This is a genomic window from Pseudolabrys sp. Root1462 (assembly GCF_001426945.1).
Taxonomy (GTDB): Bacteria; Pseudomonadota; Alphaproteobacteria; order Rhizobiales; family Xanthobacteraceae; genus Pseudolabrys.
Genome location: NZ_LMFS01000001.1, coordinates 283,562 through 297,742, shown reverse-complemented (window position 1 = coordinate 297,742; position 14,181 = coordinate 283,562). Strand labels below are relative to the sequence as shown.

General features: G+C 64.2%; 15 protein-coding genes and 1 tRNA gene. 7 read left to right on the top strand and 9 right to left on the bottom strand.

What is annotated here, in order from left to right; translation table 11 throughout:
* Positions 1 to 30: 30 nt before the first annotated feature.
* Positions 31 to 279, bottom strand: coding sequence for a hypothetical protein (locus ASD45_RS01320; RefSeq protein WP_056909831.1), 249 nt, complete (start codon positions 277 to 279; stop codon positions 31 to 33).
* A 167-nt stretch (positions 280 to 446) separates the two neighbouring features.
* Entirely contained in the window at positions 447 to 1,010 is a 564-nt protein-coding gene (locus tag ASD45_RS01315) for a type 1 glutamine amidotransferase domain-containing protein (protein ID WP_056909830.1), read from the bottom strand.
* A gap of 129 nt (positions 1,011 to 1,139) precedes the next feature.
* On the opposite strand from ASD45_RS01315, the gene ASD45_RS01310 reads away from it, so the two are divergent.
* Positions 1,140 to 1,451, top strand: a complete 312-nt coding sequence (locus tag ASD45_RS01310) for a hypothetical protein (protein WP_244485149.1) — start codon at positions 1,140 to 1,142, stop codon at positions 1,449 to 1,451.
* 90 nt (positions 1,452 to 1,541) lie between these two features.
* Here ASD45_RS01310 and ASD45_RS01305 read toward each other — a convergent pair whose 3' ends face one another.
* The 6 genes from ASD45_RS01305 to ASD45_RS01280 form a co-directional block, all read right to left on the bottom strand.
* On the bottom strand, positions 1,542 to 1,943 hold the full coding sequence (locus tag ASD45_RS01305) for an acyl-CoA thioesterase (RefSeq protein ID WP_056909829.1): 402 nt from the start codon (positions 1,941 to 1,943) through the stop codon (positions 1,542 to 1,544).
* 140 nt (positions 1,944 to 2,083) lie between these two features.
* Positions 2,084 to 4,198, bottom strand: coding sequence for an RNA polymerase sigma factor RpoD (gene rpoD / locus ASD45_RS01300; protein WP_056909828.1), 2,115 nt, complete (start codon positions 4,196 to 4,198; stop codon positions 2,084 to 2,086).
* A 321-nt stretch (positions 4,199 to 4,519) separates the two neighbouring features.
* Positions 4,520 to 6,526, bottom strand: coding sequence for a DNA primase (gene dnaG, locus ASD45_RS01295; RefSeq protein WP_056909827.1), 2,007 nt, complete (start codon positions 6,524 to 6,526; stop codon positions 4,520 to 4,522).
* Positions 6,527 to 6,854: 328 nt separating this feature from the next.
* Positions 6,855 to 7,304 (bottom strand): GatB/YqeY domain-containing protein, encoded by a 450-nt coding sequence (locus tag ASD45_RS01290; protein ID WP_056909826.1) that lies wholly within the window; start codon positions 7,302 to 7,304, stop codon positions 6,855 to 6,857.
* 12 nt (positions 7,305 to 7,316) lie between these two features.
* Positions 7,317 to 7,544 carry a hypothetical protein gene (locus ASD45_RS01285; protein ID WP_056909825.1) on the bottom strand — a complete coding sequence of 76 codons (228 nt, stop codon included), beginning with the start codon at positions 7,542 to 7,544 and terminating at the stop codon, positions 7,317 to 7,319.
* On the bottom strand, positions 7,544 to 8,671 hold the full coding sequence (locus tag ASD45_RS01280) for a cupin domain-containing protein (protein ID WP_056909824.1): 1,128 nt from the start codon (positions 8,669 to 8,671) through the stop codon (positions 7,544 to 7,546). Before ASD45_RS01280 ends, ASD45_RS01285 begins: the two co-directional genes overlap by 1 nt.
* A 91-nt stretch (positions 8,672 to 8,762) precedes the next feature.
* Between ASD45_RS01280 and carA the strand changes: the two genes are divergently transcribed.
* From carA to ASD45_RS01265, 3 genes are all read left to right on the top strand, one after another.
* On the top strand, positions 8,763 to 9,959 hold the full coding sequence (gene carA, locus ASD45_RS01275) for a glutamine-hydrolyzing carbamoyl-phosphate synthase small subunit (protein ID WP_056909823.1): 1,197 nt from the start codon (positions 8,763 to 8,765) through the stop codon (positions 9,957 to 9,959).
* Positions 9,960 to 9,987: 28 nt separating this feature from the next.
* Entirely contained in the window at positions 9,988 to 10,716 is a 729-nt protein-coding gene (locus ASD45_RS01270) for a hypothetical protein (protein WP_156380666.1), read from the top strand.
* 147 nt (positions 10,717 to 10,863) lie between these two features.
* Positions 10,864 to 11,385 (top strand): hypothetical protein, encoded by a 522-nt coding sequence (locus ASD45_RS01265; protein ID WP_056912525.1) that lies wholly within the window; start codon positions 10,864 to 10,866, stop codon positions 11,383 to 11,385.
* 45 nt (positions 11,386 to 11,430) lie between these two features.
* Here the strand turns inward: ASD45_RS01265 and ASD45_RS01260 are convergent, their stop codons facing one another.
* On the bottom strand, positions 11,431 to 12,420 hold the full coding sequence (locus ASD45_RS01260) for a GlxA family transcriptional regulator (RefSeq protein ID WP_056909821.1): 990 nt from the start codon (positions 12,418 to 12,420) through the stop codon (positions 11,431 to 11,433).
* A 51-nt stretch (positions 12,421 to 12,471) separates the two neighbouring features.
* Between ASD45_RS01260 and ASD45_RS01255 the strand changes: the two genes are divergently transcribed.
* From ASD45_RS01255 to ASD45_RS01245, 3 genes are all read left to right on the top strand, one after another.
* Positions 12,472 to 13,194 (top strand): DJ-1/PfpI family protein, encoded by a 723-nt coding sequence (locus ASD45_RS01255; RefSeq protein WP_056909820.1) that lies wholly within the window; start codon positions 12,472 to 12,474, stop codon positions 13,192 to 13,194.
* A gap of 121 nt (positions 13,195 to 13,315) precedes the next feature.
* A complete protein-coding gene (locus ASD45_RS01250; RefSeq protein ID WP_056909819.1) occupies positions 13,316 to 14,008 on the top strand; it encodes a class I SAM-dependent methyltransferase in 693 nt (230 codons plus the stop codon).
* 90 nt (positions 14,009 to 14,098) lie between these two features.
* A tRNA-Ala gene (locus tag ASD45_RS01245) sits at positions 14,099 to 14,174 on the top strand.
* The last annotated feature ends 7 nt before the right edge of the window (positions 14,175 to 14,181 follow it).

Genomic DNA, 14,181 nt, shown 5'->3' with positions numbered 1-14,181 from the left:
TGCAGCAACCTGCTGTCCGGTAGCGCCGCGTTACGCCTCGTTCAGCGAAGCGCCCCTTGCGGACAGGGTGTCCTGGCCCTTGCCGGTCAGCATGAACTTGGCGCCGAGCGCCGCCATGTCCTGATGCGAACAGGTGACGTAATCGCGCGCGATCAGCGAGGCGACGCGCGCGCGCCGCTCGGGCTTGGCCTCGTCGTGCGAATATTCGCCGATGTCGCACATCAGCGCGACGTCGTCGTCGGTGAGGTCGTTGCCGCTGAAAACGTGGTTCTCTGACATCGCTGAAGTCTCCCGGGCGATAACGGACGCGAGGCGTCGCGGGTTCCGAGCATAGCTCGCGTTGCGCGCATGCCAAGGCCCGGGGCGCGCCGGGCCCGGGCGCGCTGCAACATTCGATGCTGCAGCGCGCCCGGGATCCGTAGAGCGCGCGAGTCGCGGCGAAGCGGCTAGGCCGCCTGGCGCTGGTGCTTGCCCTCGCGGACTTCCTCGATGATCTTCTTCGAGAAGGCCTCGAGGTCGCCGGGATTGCGCGAGGTGATGACGCCGTTGTCGGTGACGACCTCGCTGTCCTCCCACTTGGCGCCGGCGTTGATAACGTCGGTCTTGATCGAGGAATAGGACGTCATCTTCTTGCCCTTGGCGATGCCGGTCTCGATCAGCAGCCACGGCGCGTGGCACACCGCCGCCACCGTCTTGCCGGCGTCATAGAACGCCTTGATCAGCTTGAGCGCGTCGGCGTTGACGCGCAGCAGATCGGGATTCATCTGGCCGCCCGGCAGCACGATGGCGTCGTAATCGGCGGCCTTGGCCTCCTTGAGCGGGCGATCCACCTTCACGGCGCGGCCCCAGTCCTTCTTGTCCCAGCCCTTGATCTCGCCGGCCTCCGGCGAGACGACGTCCACCTCGGCGCCGGCCGCCTTGAGACGGTCGCGCGGCACTTCGAGTTCCGATTGTTCGAAGCCGTTGGTGGCGAGAATGAGAATACGTTTGCCCGATAGCGCTGCGGCCATGGTTCATCTCCTGTTGTTCGGGGTGTCTCAAAGACAACCACGTCGCGCGCCGGAGGTTTCGCATGGAACTTGAGGAACGTGTGGCAGCGGCGCGGATTGACCGACGGGGCGAATGACAGGAGTGACACCATGAAGAGCTTGCTCGCTACGGCCACCGCGGTCGCGCTTCTCGCCGGTTCGAGTTTCGCCGCACAGGCGCAGACCCCGGGCCTCGACATGCAACAGAAGGGTTCAGTGAAGGGCACCACCGGCGCGTCCGGTTATGCGCCCGGTCATAAGATGCAGGAAAAGGGTTCGGTGAAGGGCACGACCGGCGCTTCCGGCTATGCGCCCGGCCACACCACGACCGGCGCCGCGGTGAACAGCGATGCCGACGTCAAGGCCGGCCACAGCCGCGCCACGACCGGCGCCAGCGTCGGCGGCAGCGCCAAGGTGAAGTAGCGCGCCGCAGCGCGCCCGGACAAACGGCACAGCAAAAAACAACGGCGGGCATCATGGCCCGCCGTTTTCGATTCGCGCCGCGCGCCGGCCTCAGGACGGCGGGATCGGCCGCGGCCGGCCGTTGTCGTCGATGGCGACGAAGGTGAAATGCGCGTCGGTGACCTTCTCGTGGTGGCGCGTCTGGAAGCGGCGGGCCCAGGCCTCGACATGGATCTTCATCGAGGTGCGGCCGATCGAGTCGACATGGGTGTAGACCTCGAGCACGTCGCCGACCTTGACCGGGCGGATGAACTTCATGGCGTCGACCGCGATGGTGACGACGCGGCCGTGGGCGCGCTCGATGGCGGCAATGCCGCCGGCCTGGTCCATGCGCGACAGCACCCAGCCGCCGAAGATGTCGCCATTGGCGTTGGTGTCGGCCGGCATGGCGCTGATGCGCACGGTGAGATGGCCGGTCGGCGCCAAATCGCCATTACGGTTGTCGTCGGGCATGGGGGTGATTCCTCGATCTCGGTCCGGCGACGGAGAAAAGCCCGCCATGGCGGCGAGAGCAATAAGAAAAACGGCGGGCCTCAGGCCCGCCGCTTTGATTCAGAGCTGGGTCCCCGCTTTCGCGGGGATGACCGGTGAGGTTAGTTATCGAGGAAGCTGCGCAGCTTGCGCGAGCGGCTCGGGTGCTTGAGCTTGCGCAGCGCTTTGGCCTCGATCTGGCGGATACGTTCGCGCGTCACCGAGAACTGCTGGCCGACTTCTTCCAGCGTGTGATCGGTGTTCATGCCGATGCCGAAGCGCATGCGCAGCACGCGCTCCTCGCGCGGCGTCAGCGAAGCGAGCACGCGCGTCGTGGTCTCGCGCAGATTGGACTGGATCGCGGCGTCGATCGGCAGCACCGCGTTCTTGTCCTCGATGAAATCGCCGAGATGGCTGTCTTCCTCGTCACCGATCGGGGTTTCGAGCGACAGCGGCTCCTTGGCGATCTTGAGAACCTTGCGGACCTTCTCCAGCGGCATGCCGAGCTTCTCGGCGAGCTCTTCCGGCGTCGGCTCGCGGCCGATTTCGTTGAGCATCTGGCGCGAGGTGCGCACGATCTTGTTGATCGTCTCGATCATGTGCACCGGAATGCGGATGGTGCGCGCCTGGTCGGCGATCGAACGCGTGATCGCCTGGCGGATCCACCACGTCGCGTAGGTCGAGAACTTGTAGCCGCGGCGGTACTCGAACTTGTCGACCGCCTTCATCAGGCCGATATTGCCTTCCTGGATCAGGTCGAGGAACTGCAGGCCGCGGTTGGTGTATTTCTTGGCGATCGAGATGACGAGACGGAGGTTGGCTTCCACCATCTCCTTCTTGGCCTGGCGGGCTTCGCGCTCGCCCTTCTGCACCATCTGCACGATCTTGCGGAATTCGCCGATCTCGACGCCGGTCTGCGCGGCGAGATCATGGACCAGCGAGCGGATGTCCTTGATCTTGTCCTTCTCGTCGGCGGTGAACTTCTTCCAGCCCTTGGCCGACAGCTTGGAAATGCGGTTGAGCCAGCGCGGATCGAGCTCCGAGCCGATGTAGTTCTTCAGGAAGTCGTCGCGGGCGACGCCGTAGGATTCGGCGAGCCGCATCAGGCGGCCTTCGTTCGACACCAGCGACTTGTTGATCGAATAGAGCTGCTCGACCAGCGAGTCGATACGCGCCTGGTTGAGGCGCAGCGACTTCACGTGGCCGATGATCTCGTCCTTGAGCTTCTTGTACTTGCGCTCCTGGTTCGGCGACAGCGAGGCGCCGACGCCGGCCTTGAGCCGGTTCTCGATGTCCTGCTCCTGCAGGCGGCGCAGCTTCTTGAACTGGTCGGCGATGTTGTCGAAGGTCTCGACGACCTTCGGCTTCAGCTCGGCCTCGATGGCGGCGAGCGACATCGAGCCTTCCATGTCGTCGTCGTCGTAATCGCCCTCCGCCGCGGTCTCGGCGGGATCCTTCTCGTCGTCGCCGGCTTCCTTGAACGGTGTCGCGCCGGCGGGCGCGGTCGGCGCCGCGGCCGGCTGCACGACCTGCAGATGCGGCGCGCCGTTGGCGCCGCCGTTCATCGGCTTGCCGTCGGGGCCGACCGGCGTCTGCATCTGCTTGGCCTCGGGACCGGCATAGGTCGCCTCGAGGTCGATGATGTCGCGCAGGAAGACTTTGCCTTCGGCGAGTTCGTCGCGCCAGATGATGATGGCCTGGAACGTCAGCGGGCTTTCGCACAGGCCCGAGATCATGGCCTCGCGGCCGGCCTCGATGCGCTTGGCGATGGCGATTTCGCCCTCGCGCGACAAAAGCTCGACCGAGCCCATCTCGCGCAGATACATGCGCACCGGATCGTCGGTGCGTTCGGACGGTTCTTTCTTCTCGACGGTCGCGAGCGCCTTGCCCTTGACCTCGACCATCTCGCGGCCGGTGTCCTCGTCGTCATCGTCGTCGGCCTCGTCAGCCGGCTTCTCGCCGTCCTCGTCAGCCTCTTCGGTCTCGACCACGTTGATGCCCATCTCGGACAGCATCGCGAGCGTGTCCTCGATCTGCTCGGAGTTGACTTCCTCCGACGGCATCACCGCATTGAGCTGTTCGTAGGTGACGTAGCCGCGCTTCTTGGCGGCCTTGATCATCTTCTTGACGGCGGCATCGGAGAGGTCGAGCAACGGCAGCGGCGCATCGGGGGCGCCTTCGGTTTCCTTTTCCGGCGCCTCGTCCTTGGCCTGGGTAGCCTTCGCTTTTGTCGCCATCTGTTTCTCCTGGACCTTCCCAGCCATCGCGTACTCCGCCTGCGCTAAGCCACTAACTCTAAAACCCGACATCCCCGGCGCGGATGCCAAAAAAGGGCCGCCGCCAGGGAAAAGGCAGGGCCCGAATCAGACCGCAGTGTCGTCGGAGCCCGCTTAAGCCCCGATTAACCGAATGAATCCAACGGGAAACGGTCTGGCTTCCCCGAAGGCTGTATCCGTCTATCCCCAAGTCCCCGTCCTAGTCCGTGACTCGGCCTGTCGCTCCGGTCAAGCCAAAAGGCTCGAAAAACCGCTCATTTCGAGCGTTCGCTAGAGTAGCTTTCAGAGCGTTTTGGCGCCCCGGCCGGAAGAAGCGCCGAACCCCTCGATCAGGGCCTCGGTGCCGTCCATGCGGGACAGCCGGTCTTTGACATCTCGGAGCCGCAAATAATTCGCCTCGCTGGCGTCGTGGCCCAGGGCCATTTCGGCGTCCTTGAGCTCCTTAAGTAGGGAATGCCACTGCCGATGCAAGGCGACAAGCTGTTGCCAGGTCACCAAAACATCGTCCGGAGCCGCGTCCGGCCGAACGCCCCAGACCGAAGCCGTGGTCACCGAGGCAAAGACCCGGTCCAGCGTCTCGGCCAGGCCGCGGCCGGCGAGCTCCGCCCGCAAAGTCTCCGGTTCGAGCCCGGCGCCGTGGTCCACCGAATGGGCCGCGATGTCGATCAGGGCGGCCTTGAGCTTTTCCGCTTCGCCATGGCGGAACTCCAGCGAAACGAGTTCCTCCAGATGGTCGTGCAGCAGCCAAGGGTAATTGATCGTGGCCTGCAGGATCAGCGCTTCCCGGGTCGGCACCGCGGTGCGATGACCGCGATGGACCGCGCTGCCCGCCATTTGCTGGCTGAGCACGACATAGGGCGCGTTCGCGGCGCCGGGGCCGCCGCCTCGCTGGCCAACGATACGCGGCTGCCATTTACCGGAACGACCGCCCTGCCCGCCGAACGAGCCGTTTTGCCGGCCAAATTGGCCACGCTGTCCGTTGCCGAATTGGCTGCGCCCGGCAAAGCCCTGGTTCTGCGCCGGTTGAAAGAAGGCGCGGAGCCGGTCGTTGAAATCCTGCCGGTAATATTTGCGCACGGATTCATCGGCGATCTGCTGCGTGACTTCGTTGATGCGCGCTTCCAGCGCGGCGCGGCGCTCCGGCGTATCGAATGAATGGCCTTCGGTCTCGCGGGCCCACAGCATCTGCGCCAGAGGCTTGGCCGCATTGATGACGTCGCGGATGGCGTCAGCGCCGGCCGAGCGCAGCAGGTCATCCGGGTCCTGCCCCTCCGGCAACAGCGCGAAGCTGAGGCTCTTGCCGGGCTTCAACCGCGGCATCGCCAGATCGACCGCGCGATAAGCGGCGCGCACGCCAGCCTTGTCGCCGTCAAAGCACAGGATCGGCTCGTCCGCCATCTTCCACAGCAGCGTGATCTGGTCCTCGGTCAACGCGGTGCCGAGCGGCGCCACCGCGGCGGCATAACCCGCCGTCACCATGGCGATGACATCGACATAGCCTTCGACCACGACGACCGGCGCGCCGTCATGCGCGGCCTGACGGGCGGCGGCGATGTTGTAGAGCGTGTGGCCTTTATGAAAGAGCGGCGTCTCGGGCGAATTGAGATACTTGGCCGGAACGTCTTTCTCGAGCGCGCGGCCGCCGAAAGCGATGATGCGGCCGCGGATGTCGGTAATCGGAAACATCACACGATCGCGGAAGCGATCGAACGGCACCGGAATATCGTCACCGGCAATCAGCAGCCCGGCCTCGACCATGTCCTGTGTCGAAATGCCGTGCGAGCCGAGGTGCTCCTTCAGCGCGTAACGGTCGTTCGGCGCGTAGCCGAGGCGGAATTTGACCTGCGTCGCGGCATCGAGCCCGCGATCGGCGAGATAGCCGCGCGCCTTGGCGCCTAACCGCGACGACAAGGTGGTCTCGAAGAACTTGGCCGCGATCTCCATGACGTCGTGCAGCGTCTTGCGCTTGGCATCGCGGCGTTGATCGTCCTCCGATACCTTGGGCAGCGGCATACCGGCCATCTGCGCCAGTTGCTCGACGGCTTCCGGAAAGCTGACGCCCTCGGTCATCATGACGAAGTCGAAGATCGAGCCGTTCTTGCCCGAGGAGAAATCGAACCAGGCTTCCTTCTGGTCATTGACGAAGAAGGACGGCGTTTTCTCCTTGTTGAATGGCGACAGGCCTTTGTACTCGCGGCCCGAGCGGATGAGCTTGACGCGGCGGCCCACGACTTCCGAGACCGAAAGCCGGGATTTCAGCTCTTCGAGGAACTGTGGCGTGAAGCGCATGGCTGCGGATGAGTCCGATTCGAACCTCCCTTAATATAGGGAGTCCGGGGCGGCGTTTCCCGAACCGGAGCCGCGCGGCCGAAACGCTCGGGTTTTCGCGGGTTTTCCTAGTTATGCACAGGGGTGCGCGGCAAGAGCCGCCGTCGGGGGAGCCGGGCAACGCTGACGGCGCCTGCAAAAGACGAGGCCGGGCATTGCCCGGCCTTCTTTCACGAGGACTGAGGGACCGCCCGGCGCTCCGCTCGCCCGGCAAAGCCGCAGCCCAGAACGACCCGGATTGCCGCTTGCGCGGGAATGAACGGGGAGTGACGCCGCATCAGCGGATAGATTACGACAGCTTCGCCTTCACCAACCCGCTCGCCTTGCCGAAGTCCATCTGCCCGGCATATTTGCCGCGCAGGATGCCGATGACCTTGCCCATGTCCTTCATGCCGGCGGCGCCGGTCTCCGCGATGGCGGCCTCGATCGCGGCGGTCACTTCGGCGTCGGACATCTGCTTCGGCAGATAGGCGGAGATCACGGCGATCTCTTCCTCCTCCTGCTTCACCAGATCGGCGCGGCCACCCTTCTTGTACATCTCGACCGACTCTTGGCGCTGCTTGATCATCTTCTGCAGGATGCCGAGCACCTCGGCATCGCCGAGCGGCTTGCCGGTGGTGCGCGCTTCGATGTCGGCGTTCTTCAGCGTGGAATTGACCATGCGCAGCGTCGACACGGTGCGTTCGTTCTTGGCCTTTTGCGCCTCGGTCAGCGCCTTGTTGATGTCGTCGCGGATCAAGTCATCTCTCCTTCATATTGCGGGCGCAGCGGCACGCGCGCGCCAGCGGAAAAGTGCAATCACAGCCCAGACCGCCTCGACAAGCCCGAAGGGCCAGGCGCCCTGCAGAAACCCGTAGATCGACCCCAATACGCAGGCCGCGGCAAATACCAGGACGACCCACGGACTGCGCTCGTCGAACGCATAGCACACCACCATCAGCGTGACGGCGAATAGACCGAAAGCCGAGAGTCCGTCCATCACGTCACCGGCTGGTGGCCCTGGTTCTCGCCGAAGGCTTCCTCGCGGTACAGGCCGAGGGCATGCATGACCGGCAAATCGTTAAAGCAGAACAAACAGGCGTCCTCGCTCGACGAAGAATTGCCGTGTTCATGGAAAGCCCAGGACGGCACGCAGAAGATGTCGCGCTTCTTCCAGTCGAAGCGCTTGCCGCCGATGATCGAAAAGCCCTCGCCCTTGGCGCACTGATAGATCGACGAGCCGGTATGCCGGTGGGCGCGCGTCTTCTCACCGGGGCGCAGCATCTGCATCGAGGCGCCGATAGTCTGCATCACCGGGCCGCCGGTCTGCGGATTGACGTAGTTCATCAGCACGCCGTCGAACGGCGAGCCGTCGGTGGCCTTGGCAAATTTCGACAGTGCGTCGTAGGTCGGCTCCCACTCGTATTTCAGAAGCGGCGAATAAGGCTTCTGCCAGTCCTGCATTGCCGGCTGCAAACCGGGCGCACCCCAGGTGAGCGTCGCGTCATCGACGGCGTAACTGATGGGCTGCTTCAGGTCGGGGTGCACCTTGTAGAAATTGGCTTCCAGCGCATTGACCAGCGGAATGTCGAGGCCGTCCTGCCAGATACAGTCGGTGCCGGAAGCGTCGACGCCGTGCTCGTGCCATGAGCCGTTCGGCGTCAGCACGAAGTCGTTTTCACCGAGCGTCATCTTGTGGCCGTCGACCACGGTATAGGCGCCCTTGCCTTCCATGATGAACCTGAGGGCGGAAGCCGAATGCTGATGCGCCGAGGCGGTTTCGCCCGCCTTCATCACCTGCAGGCCGGAATAGAGCCAGCCGACGGCGGCGGCCTGTTCGCGCCGGCCGGGATTGTTGAGATAGATGACGCGGCGGCCGGCCTTTTCCGGCGCCACCAGCTCGAGCGAGCGCAGCACCGGCTCGCGCAGATCCCGGTAGCGCCACAGCACCGGCACCGACTCGGACTTCGGCTCCCAGGGCTCGATCTTGTTGGCCACGGTCCAGAGCGCCGCGGCCTCGACCTTTGCGAGATCGCTGTAGTAGGCCACCAGGTCGGCGGTGTCCTCGACATTGGCGCGGCCGGCGACGTCTTCGCGGTACTGGTCGTGTCTCGGTTGCGCCGTCATCGCCCTGACCTCCCTGCACTATTCGAAATGCGCGGGGACGGCCCTAAACCGCCCCTTGCCTCGCCCGCCATAATACGCAACTAAGAGGCTTATGACACAGGACAAAACCGCCCCCGTAGGGGCCTGGGCTGAGCCCAAGGCCACCGCGCTCATCGTGCTGGCCGATGGAACCGTGCTGGAAGGTTTCGGCATCGGCGCCGAAGGCCACGCCGTCGGCGAGGTCTGCTTCAACACCGCCATGACGGGCTATGAGGAAATCCTCACCGACCCGTCCTATGCCGGACAGATTATTACCTTCACCTTCCCCCATATCGGCAATGTCGGCACCAACGAGGAAGACATCGAGTCGCTGAACATGGCGGCCCGCCCGGGCGCCTGCGGCGTCATCCTGCGCACCGACATCACCCAGGCTTCGAACTACCGCGCGACCCGCCCGCTCAACGACTGGCTGAAGGCGCGCGGCATCATCGGCCTGTCAGGCATCGACACAAGAGCGCTGACCGCGCTGATCCGCGAGAAGGGCATGCCCAACGCCGTGATCGCGCATGCCCCCGACGGCAAGTTCGACATCGACGCGTTGAAGAAGGAAGCCCGCGAGTGGCCGGGCCTCGTCGGCATGGATCTGGTGCCGATGGTGACCTCGGCGCAGCGCTTCACCTGGGACGAGACCGAGTGGGTCTGGGGCGAAGGCTACGGCCGCCAGACCGATCCGGAATTCCACGTCGTCGCCGTCGATTACGGCATCAAACGCAACATCCTGCGCCTGCTGGCGAGCGCCGGCTGCAAAGTCACCGTGGTGCCGGCGACCACCAGCTACGAGGACATCGTGGCGCTGAAGCCGGACGGCATCTTCCTGTCGAACGGCCCCGGCGATCCGGCCGAGACCGGCAAATACGCGGTGCCGGTGATCAAGCAGGTGGTGAACTCCGGCACGCCGACCTTCGGCATTTGCCTCGGCCACCAGATGCTCGGCCTCGCGCTCGGCGGCGTGACGATGAAGATGCATCAGGGCCACCACGGCGCCAATCATCCGGTCAAGGACGTGACCACCGGCAAGGTCGAGATCACGTCGATGAACCACGGCTTCGCGGTGGACAAGGACTCGCTGCCGGGGAATGTCGAACAGACGCATTTCTCGCTGTTCGACGGTTCGAACTGCGGCATCGCGCTCAAGGACAAGCCGGTGTTCTCGGTGCAGTACCACCCCGAGGCGTCGCCCGGCCCGCGCGACTCGCATTATCTGTTCCAGCGCTTCGTCGAACTGATGCGCGCGAGGAAGAAGGCCTGATGCGTGGAGTTAATAGGAACCTAAAGAAATGAATCGTCGCCGCCTGAATTTGGAACGGCTCAGCGATCAAATTCTGCTGCTTCTGCATGGCCATTTCTTCGACGACGGCTACGAGTATGTGCCATTTGCTGAAATTCGACTCGGAATTCCATCTGAGCCCGCCAATGCCGTCAAGCTTGAGCTTGAAGGCTTGATTTCAGCGAATAAAGTGATTCAAGAAACAGAAACCCGAGCACGGGCGAGCATACTTGGCGCTATCGGCCCAGAGACAAATTATACCGCCAAGGTAGATGGCTACAAAATTTCAAAGTATGGAATATCCTTTGTCGAAAAATTCGAGGATGAATACTACAATCAGTTGCTAGACGGCCTTCATACCCAAATTCCAGATGCAAGAGAGGATAACGCCGACTGGGAGCCACTCCCTTTAGATCGAACTGATCCGAATTTGAACTCAGTCATTAAAACGCTTGAAAAAGTGATCGATGATGTCCACGGAGATAACGGCTACTCAGCCGAACATCCTGAGGAACGGCGTTACGTCCAAGACAAGCTAACCGTAGCGATAAAGACGCTTAAAGAAGAGGCCAGCATATCCCTCGCCTACGCGCAGGCATTTATTGTTGAGCCCCTCAGCAGGCTGATAAAGCGATTTGGTTCTGCCGCGCTTGGCGTGGCGGCGACAGCAGCACGTGAAGCGTTCACGACTTGGCTGAAATCAAAAGGCATCAATTTCTTAGATGATCTTTTCAAATAGCGGCGGCTCCCATCTAGGTTAGCCGGTGGGACGATTGAAGCAGCGCAATGCAACGAAGTAGCAGGTTCACCTTACGCTAAAACGCCAACGAATATGCCTATGAGAAAGCTCGGTGAAACCGATCGGCAAGCGCCGCGTTGCCAACGCATGCAAACGCCCATCACCTATTTCTTCAAGGACGACGGCGCGGTGCCGAACAACCCGGCGCTGCCGATGCTGGTCTATAAGGCCGCGCTCGATCTGTCCGCTGCGCGCGATCCGGAAGCCGAGATCGAGAAGCTGTTCGACGCCAATGACTGGGGCCATGACCGCTGGCGCAACGGCATCTTCCCCTACGCGCACTATCATTCGATGATCCACGAGGTGCTCGGCATCGCCCGCGGCACCGCCACGGTGCGGTTCGGCGGCGATAACGGCGAGGTGCTCGAGCTCGCGCCCGGCGACATCGCGGTGCTGCCGGCCGGCACCGGGCATCAGCGGCTGGCGGCTTCGCCCGATCTGGTCGTCATCGGTGGCTATCCGCCGAGTGGCACCTACAATCTATGCCGCGGCGATCGGCCGGCCGACCGCGAGGCGGCGCTGAAGACCATCCCGCAGGTGCCGGCGCCCGGCAGGGATCCGGTCGAGGGCAAGGACGGGGCCTTGGTGACGTTGTGGCGTCCGGCCTGAACGTCACGTCTTCCATTCCATCGCCGGCCGGCCGGCGCTTCGCCGCTACGTGCCGAAGCGCGCGCGATATTCCTGCGGTGACACCCTGACCTGGCGCAGGAAGCTGCGGCGCATGGTTTCCTCGGAGCCGAAGCCGCAGCGTTGCGCCACGCGTTTGAGCGGCAAGCGCGCATTCGTCATCAGATTGCAAGCCGCCTCGACGCGCAGCTTCTCGACGGCGCGCGCCGGGGTCAGGCCCCTGGCCTTGACGTAATGGCGGATCAGGCTGCGCTCGCTCATGCCGGCGCGATCGGCGAGCGCCGGTAGCGAAAGATCGGACGACAGATTGCGGCCGATCCATTCATTGAGACCGGTAAACCGGTCATCGGCCGATTGCAGCGACAGCAACGCGCTGTATTGCGCCTGCCCGCCCGGCCGCTTCAGGAAGACGACGAGATAGCGCGCCACCGCCAGCGCCATGGCGCGGCCGAGATCTTCCTCGACCAGGGCCAGCGCCAGGTCGATGCCGGCGGTAACACCGGCCGAGGTCCAGTACTTGCCGTCGCGCACGAAGATCGGATTGGTCTCGACCCGGATCGCCGGAAAGCGCGTCGCGAGCTCGGCGCAATAGGACCAATGCGTCGTGGCGCGGCGACCATCGAGCAGCCCGGCGGCGCCGAGCAGGAAGGCGCCGGTGCACACCGAACAGACGCGGTCGGCCTTGGCCGCGCGGCGCCGCAACCAGTCACGCAAGGCGCCGTCGGCAGCGGCGGCTTCGACGCCGGGGCCGCCGGCGACGATCAGCGTATGCGGCGGCTTCGCGGCGGGGAGCTTCTCGCTCGCCAAAGCAAGACCGCTCGAACTGCGCACCATGGATGCGGCGCGAGCTACGACATGCACTTCATAAGGCGGCGGCGATCCCGCCTTGACGGCGGCTTCGTTGGCGGTGGCGAATACCTGCAGCGGCCCGGCGACGTCGAGCAACTGCACCGCCGGAAAGGCCAGCAATTCGATGCGCCGCGGCGGCTTTGGCGGGATTCGTGGGGTCTTTGTCATTCCCGCCAGAGCGTAACGGCCTATGACGGGAGCCGCAACCTGGAGATCGCCATGCTCGCCACCGACAAGCACCTCAATATCGGCTCGCTGCTGTTCGACGATCTCGACCAGATCGACCTGACCGGCCCATTCGAGGTCTTGTCGCGCGTCCCCAATGCGACGTACCGGCTCTATGCGCCGACGGCCGCGCCAGTAAAGGACATCAAGGGCCTGCGCATCACGCCGGACGCAACGTTGGCCGACGCGCCGCAGCTCGACGTGCTGCATGTGCCCGGTGGCTTCGGCCAGGAGCGGCTGATGGAGAATGCCGAGGTGCTCGACTGGATCGCGCGCCAGGCCAAGGGCGCACATGCGGTGTTCTCAGTGTGCACCGGCGCCCTGCTGTGCGGCGCCGCCGGCCTCCTGGTCGGCCGCAAGGCGACGACGCACTGGGCGTCGTTTCACCTGCTGCCGCTGTTCGGTGCCACGCCGGTGAATGCGCGCGTGGTCAAGGACGGCAACTATATCTTCGCCGCCGGCGTCACCGCCGGCATCGACGGCGCGCTGCAACTCGCCGCCGCCCTGCGCGGCCAGGCGGTGGCCGAGAACATCCAGCTCTATATGGCCTATGCGCCGGAGCCACCCTTCAACGCCGGCACCCCGGAAACCGCCCCGTCCGCCATACTCGCCGGGGCCCGCGACGGGATACGAGAACTGACGCAACGGCGCGAGAGAAGCGCCCGGCGTGTTGCCGAGCGACTCGGCATCACGGCGGAGCCGCTGCGCGCCTTCTGAGCGGCGGGTTCCCATGCCTGCCCGCAGCTCGCCACGGGGATCGCCCACTGAGCTCATTGTGGCGTGCTGCCGAGTGTGCCATCTCTCCGCTGAGCAATGGCCCGCCCGGATATCGTCCGCCATGGACTGGATCAGCTTCTACGATTTCAAGCACTCGGTGATCTATGTGAATGGGCGTCACCGCGACGTCCATTACAGGACCATCGCCACGGACATCCGCGCGCTGGTGCCCTCGCCCGACGCGATCGTCATGGACTATGGCTGCGGCGAAGCCACATCCGCCGCGCTGGTCGCGGAAGCCTGCCGGCATCTGACCTTGGTCGAGGCGGCGCCGAATGTGCGCGCCGCCTTGCGCGAGCGTTATGCGTCGAACCCGAAGATGTCGGTGATGAACCCCGAGGAAGCCGCGGCAACGCCGGCCGGCAGCGTCGACATGATCGTGCTGCACTCGGTGGCGCAGTATCTGACGGGCGAGGAACTCGACGCCATGATGGCGACGTTCCGCCGCCTCCTCAAACCGACCGGCATCTTCGTGCTCGGCGACATCGTACCACCGAGCATGGCCTCGGTTTGGGCGGCGCTGTCGCTGCTGAAGTTCGGCGCGGCCAACGGCTTCTTCTGGGCCGGAGTCGGCGGGCTGATCCGCATCCTGGTGTCGGATTATTTCACGCTGAAGAAGACCCACGGCCTGTCGCATTACACGGAGGCCGAAGCGCTGTCGAAACTCAGAGCCGCTGGTTTTGCGCCGCGGCGCGCCGCTCACAATATCGGCCACAATCAGCACCGAATGACGTTTCTGTCGACGCCGGCGTGAGTTAGCCGATTAAAGCCGCCGTTAACCGAAAACCAAAATGTCGCACCGGATTAACGACCTTGTGATCGCGACCGGCTAAGCTTGCCTTATGGCCCGGTGGCGGAGCGATTACGCAAAGGACCCTGCAAGGTCCTTCACCCTGGTTCAAATCCAGGCTGGGCCTCCATTCTTTT

What these genes read in the sequence shown, in the direction of transcription:
- carA (WP_056909823.1), top strand. Translation starts at nt 8,763, where the DNA reads ATGACACAGGACAAAACCGCCCCCGTAGGGGCCTGGGCTGAGCCCAAG.
- ASD45_RS01285 (WP_056909825.1), bottom strand. Translation starts at nt 7,544, where the DNA reads ATGGACGGACTCTCGGCTTTCGGTCTATTCGCCGTCACGCTGATGGTG.
- ASD45_RS01310 (WP_244485149.1), top strand. Translation starts at nt 1,140, where the DNA reads ATGAAGAGCTTGCTCGCTACGGCCACCGCGGTCGCGCTTCTCGCCGGT.
- rpoD (WP_056909828.1), bottom strand. Translation starts at nt 4,198, where the DNA reads ATGGCGACAAAAGCGAAGGCTACCCAGGCCAAGGACGAGGCGCCGGAA.
- ASD45_RS01265 (WP_056912525.1), top strand. Translation starts at nt 10,864, where the DNA reads ATGCAAACGCCCATCACCTATTTCTTCAAGGACGACGGCGCGGTGCCG.
- ASD45_RS01270 (WP_156380666.1), top strand. Translation starts at nt 9,988, where the DNA reads ATGAATCGTCGCCGCCTGAATTTGGAACGGCTCAGCGATCAAATTCTG.
- dnaG (WP_056909827.1), bottom strand. Translation starts at nt 6,526, where the DNA reads ATGCGCTTCACGCCACAGTTCCTCGAAGAGCTGAAATCCCGGCTTTCG.
- ASD45_RS01320 (WP_056909831.1), bottom strand. Translation starts at nt 279, where the DNA reads ATGTCAGAGAACCACGTTTTCAGCGGCAACGACCTCACCGACGACGAC.
- ASD45_RS01250 (WP_056909819.1), top strand. Translation starts at nt 13,316, where the DNA reads ATGGACTGGATCAGCTTCTACGATTTCAAGCACTCGGTGATCTATGTG.
- ASD45_RS01260 (WP_056909821.1), bottom strand. Translation starts at nt 12,420, where the DNA reads ATGACAAAGACCCCACGAATCCCGCCAAAGCCGCCGCGGCGCATCGAA.
- ASD45_RS01255 (WP_056909820.1), top strand. Translation starts at nt 12,472, where the DNA reads ATGCTCGCCACCGACAAGCACCTCAATATCGGCTCGCTGCTGTTCGAC.
- ASD45_RS01280 (WP_056909824.1), bottom strand. Translation starts at nt 8,671, where the DNA reads ATGACGGCGCAACCGAGACACGACCAGTACCGCGAAGACGTCGCCGGC.
- ASD45_RS01315 (WP_056909830.1), bottom strand. Translation starts at nt 1,010, where the DNA reads ATGGCCGCAGCGCTATCGGGCAAACGTATTCTCATTCTCGCCACCAAC.
- ASD45_RS01305 (WP_056909829.1), bottom strand. Translation starts at nt 1,943, where the DNA reads ATGCCCGACGACAACCGTAATGGCGATTTGGCGCCGACCGGCCATCTC.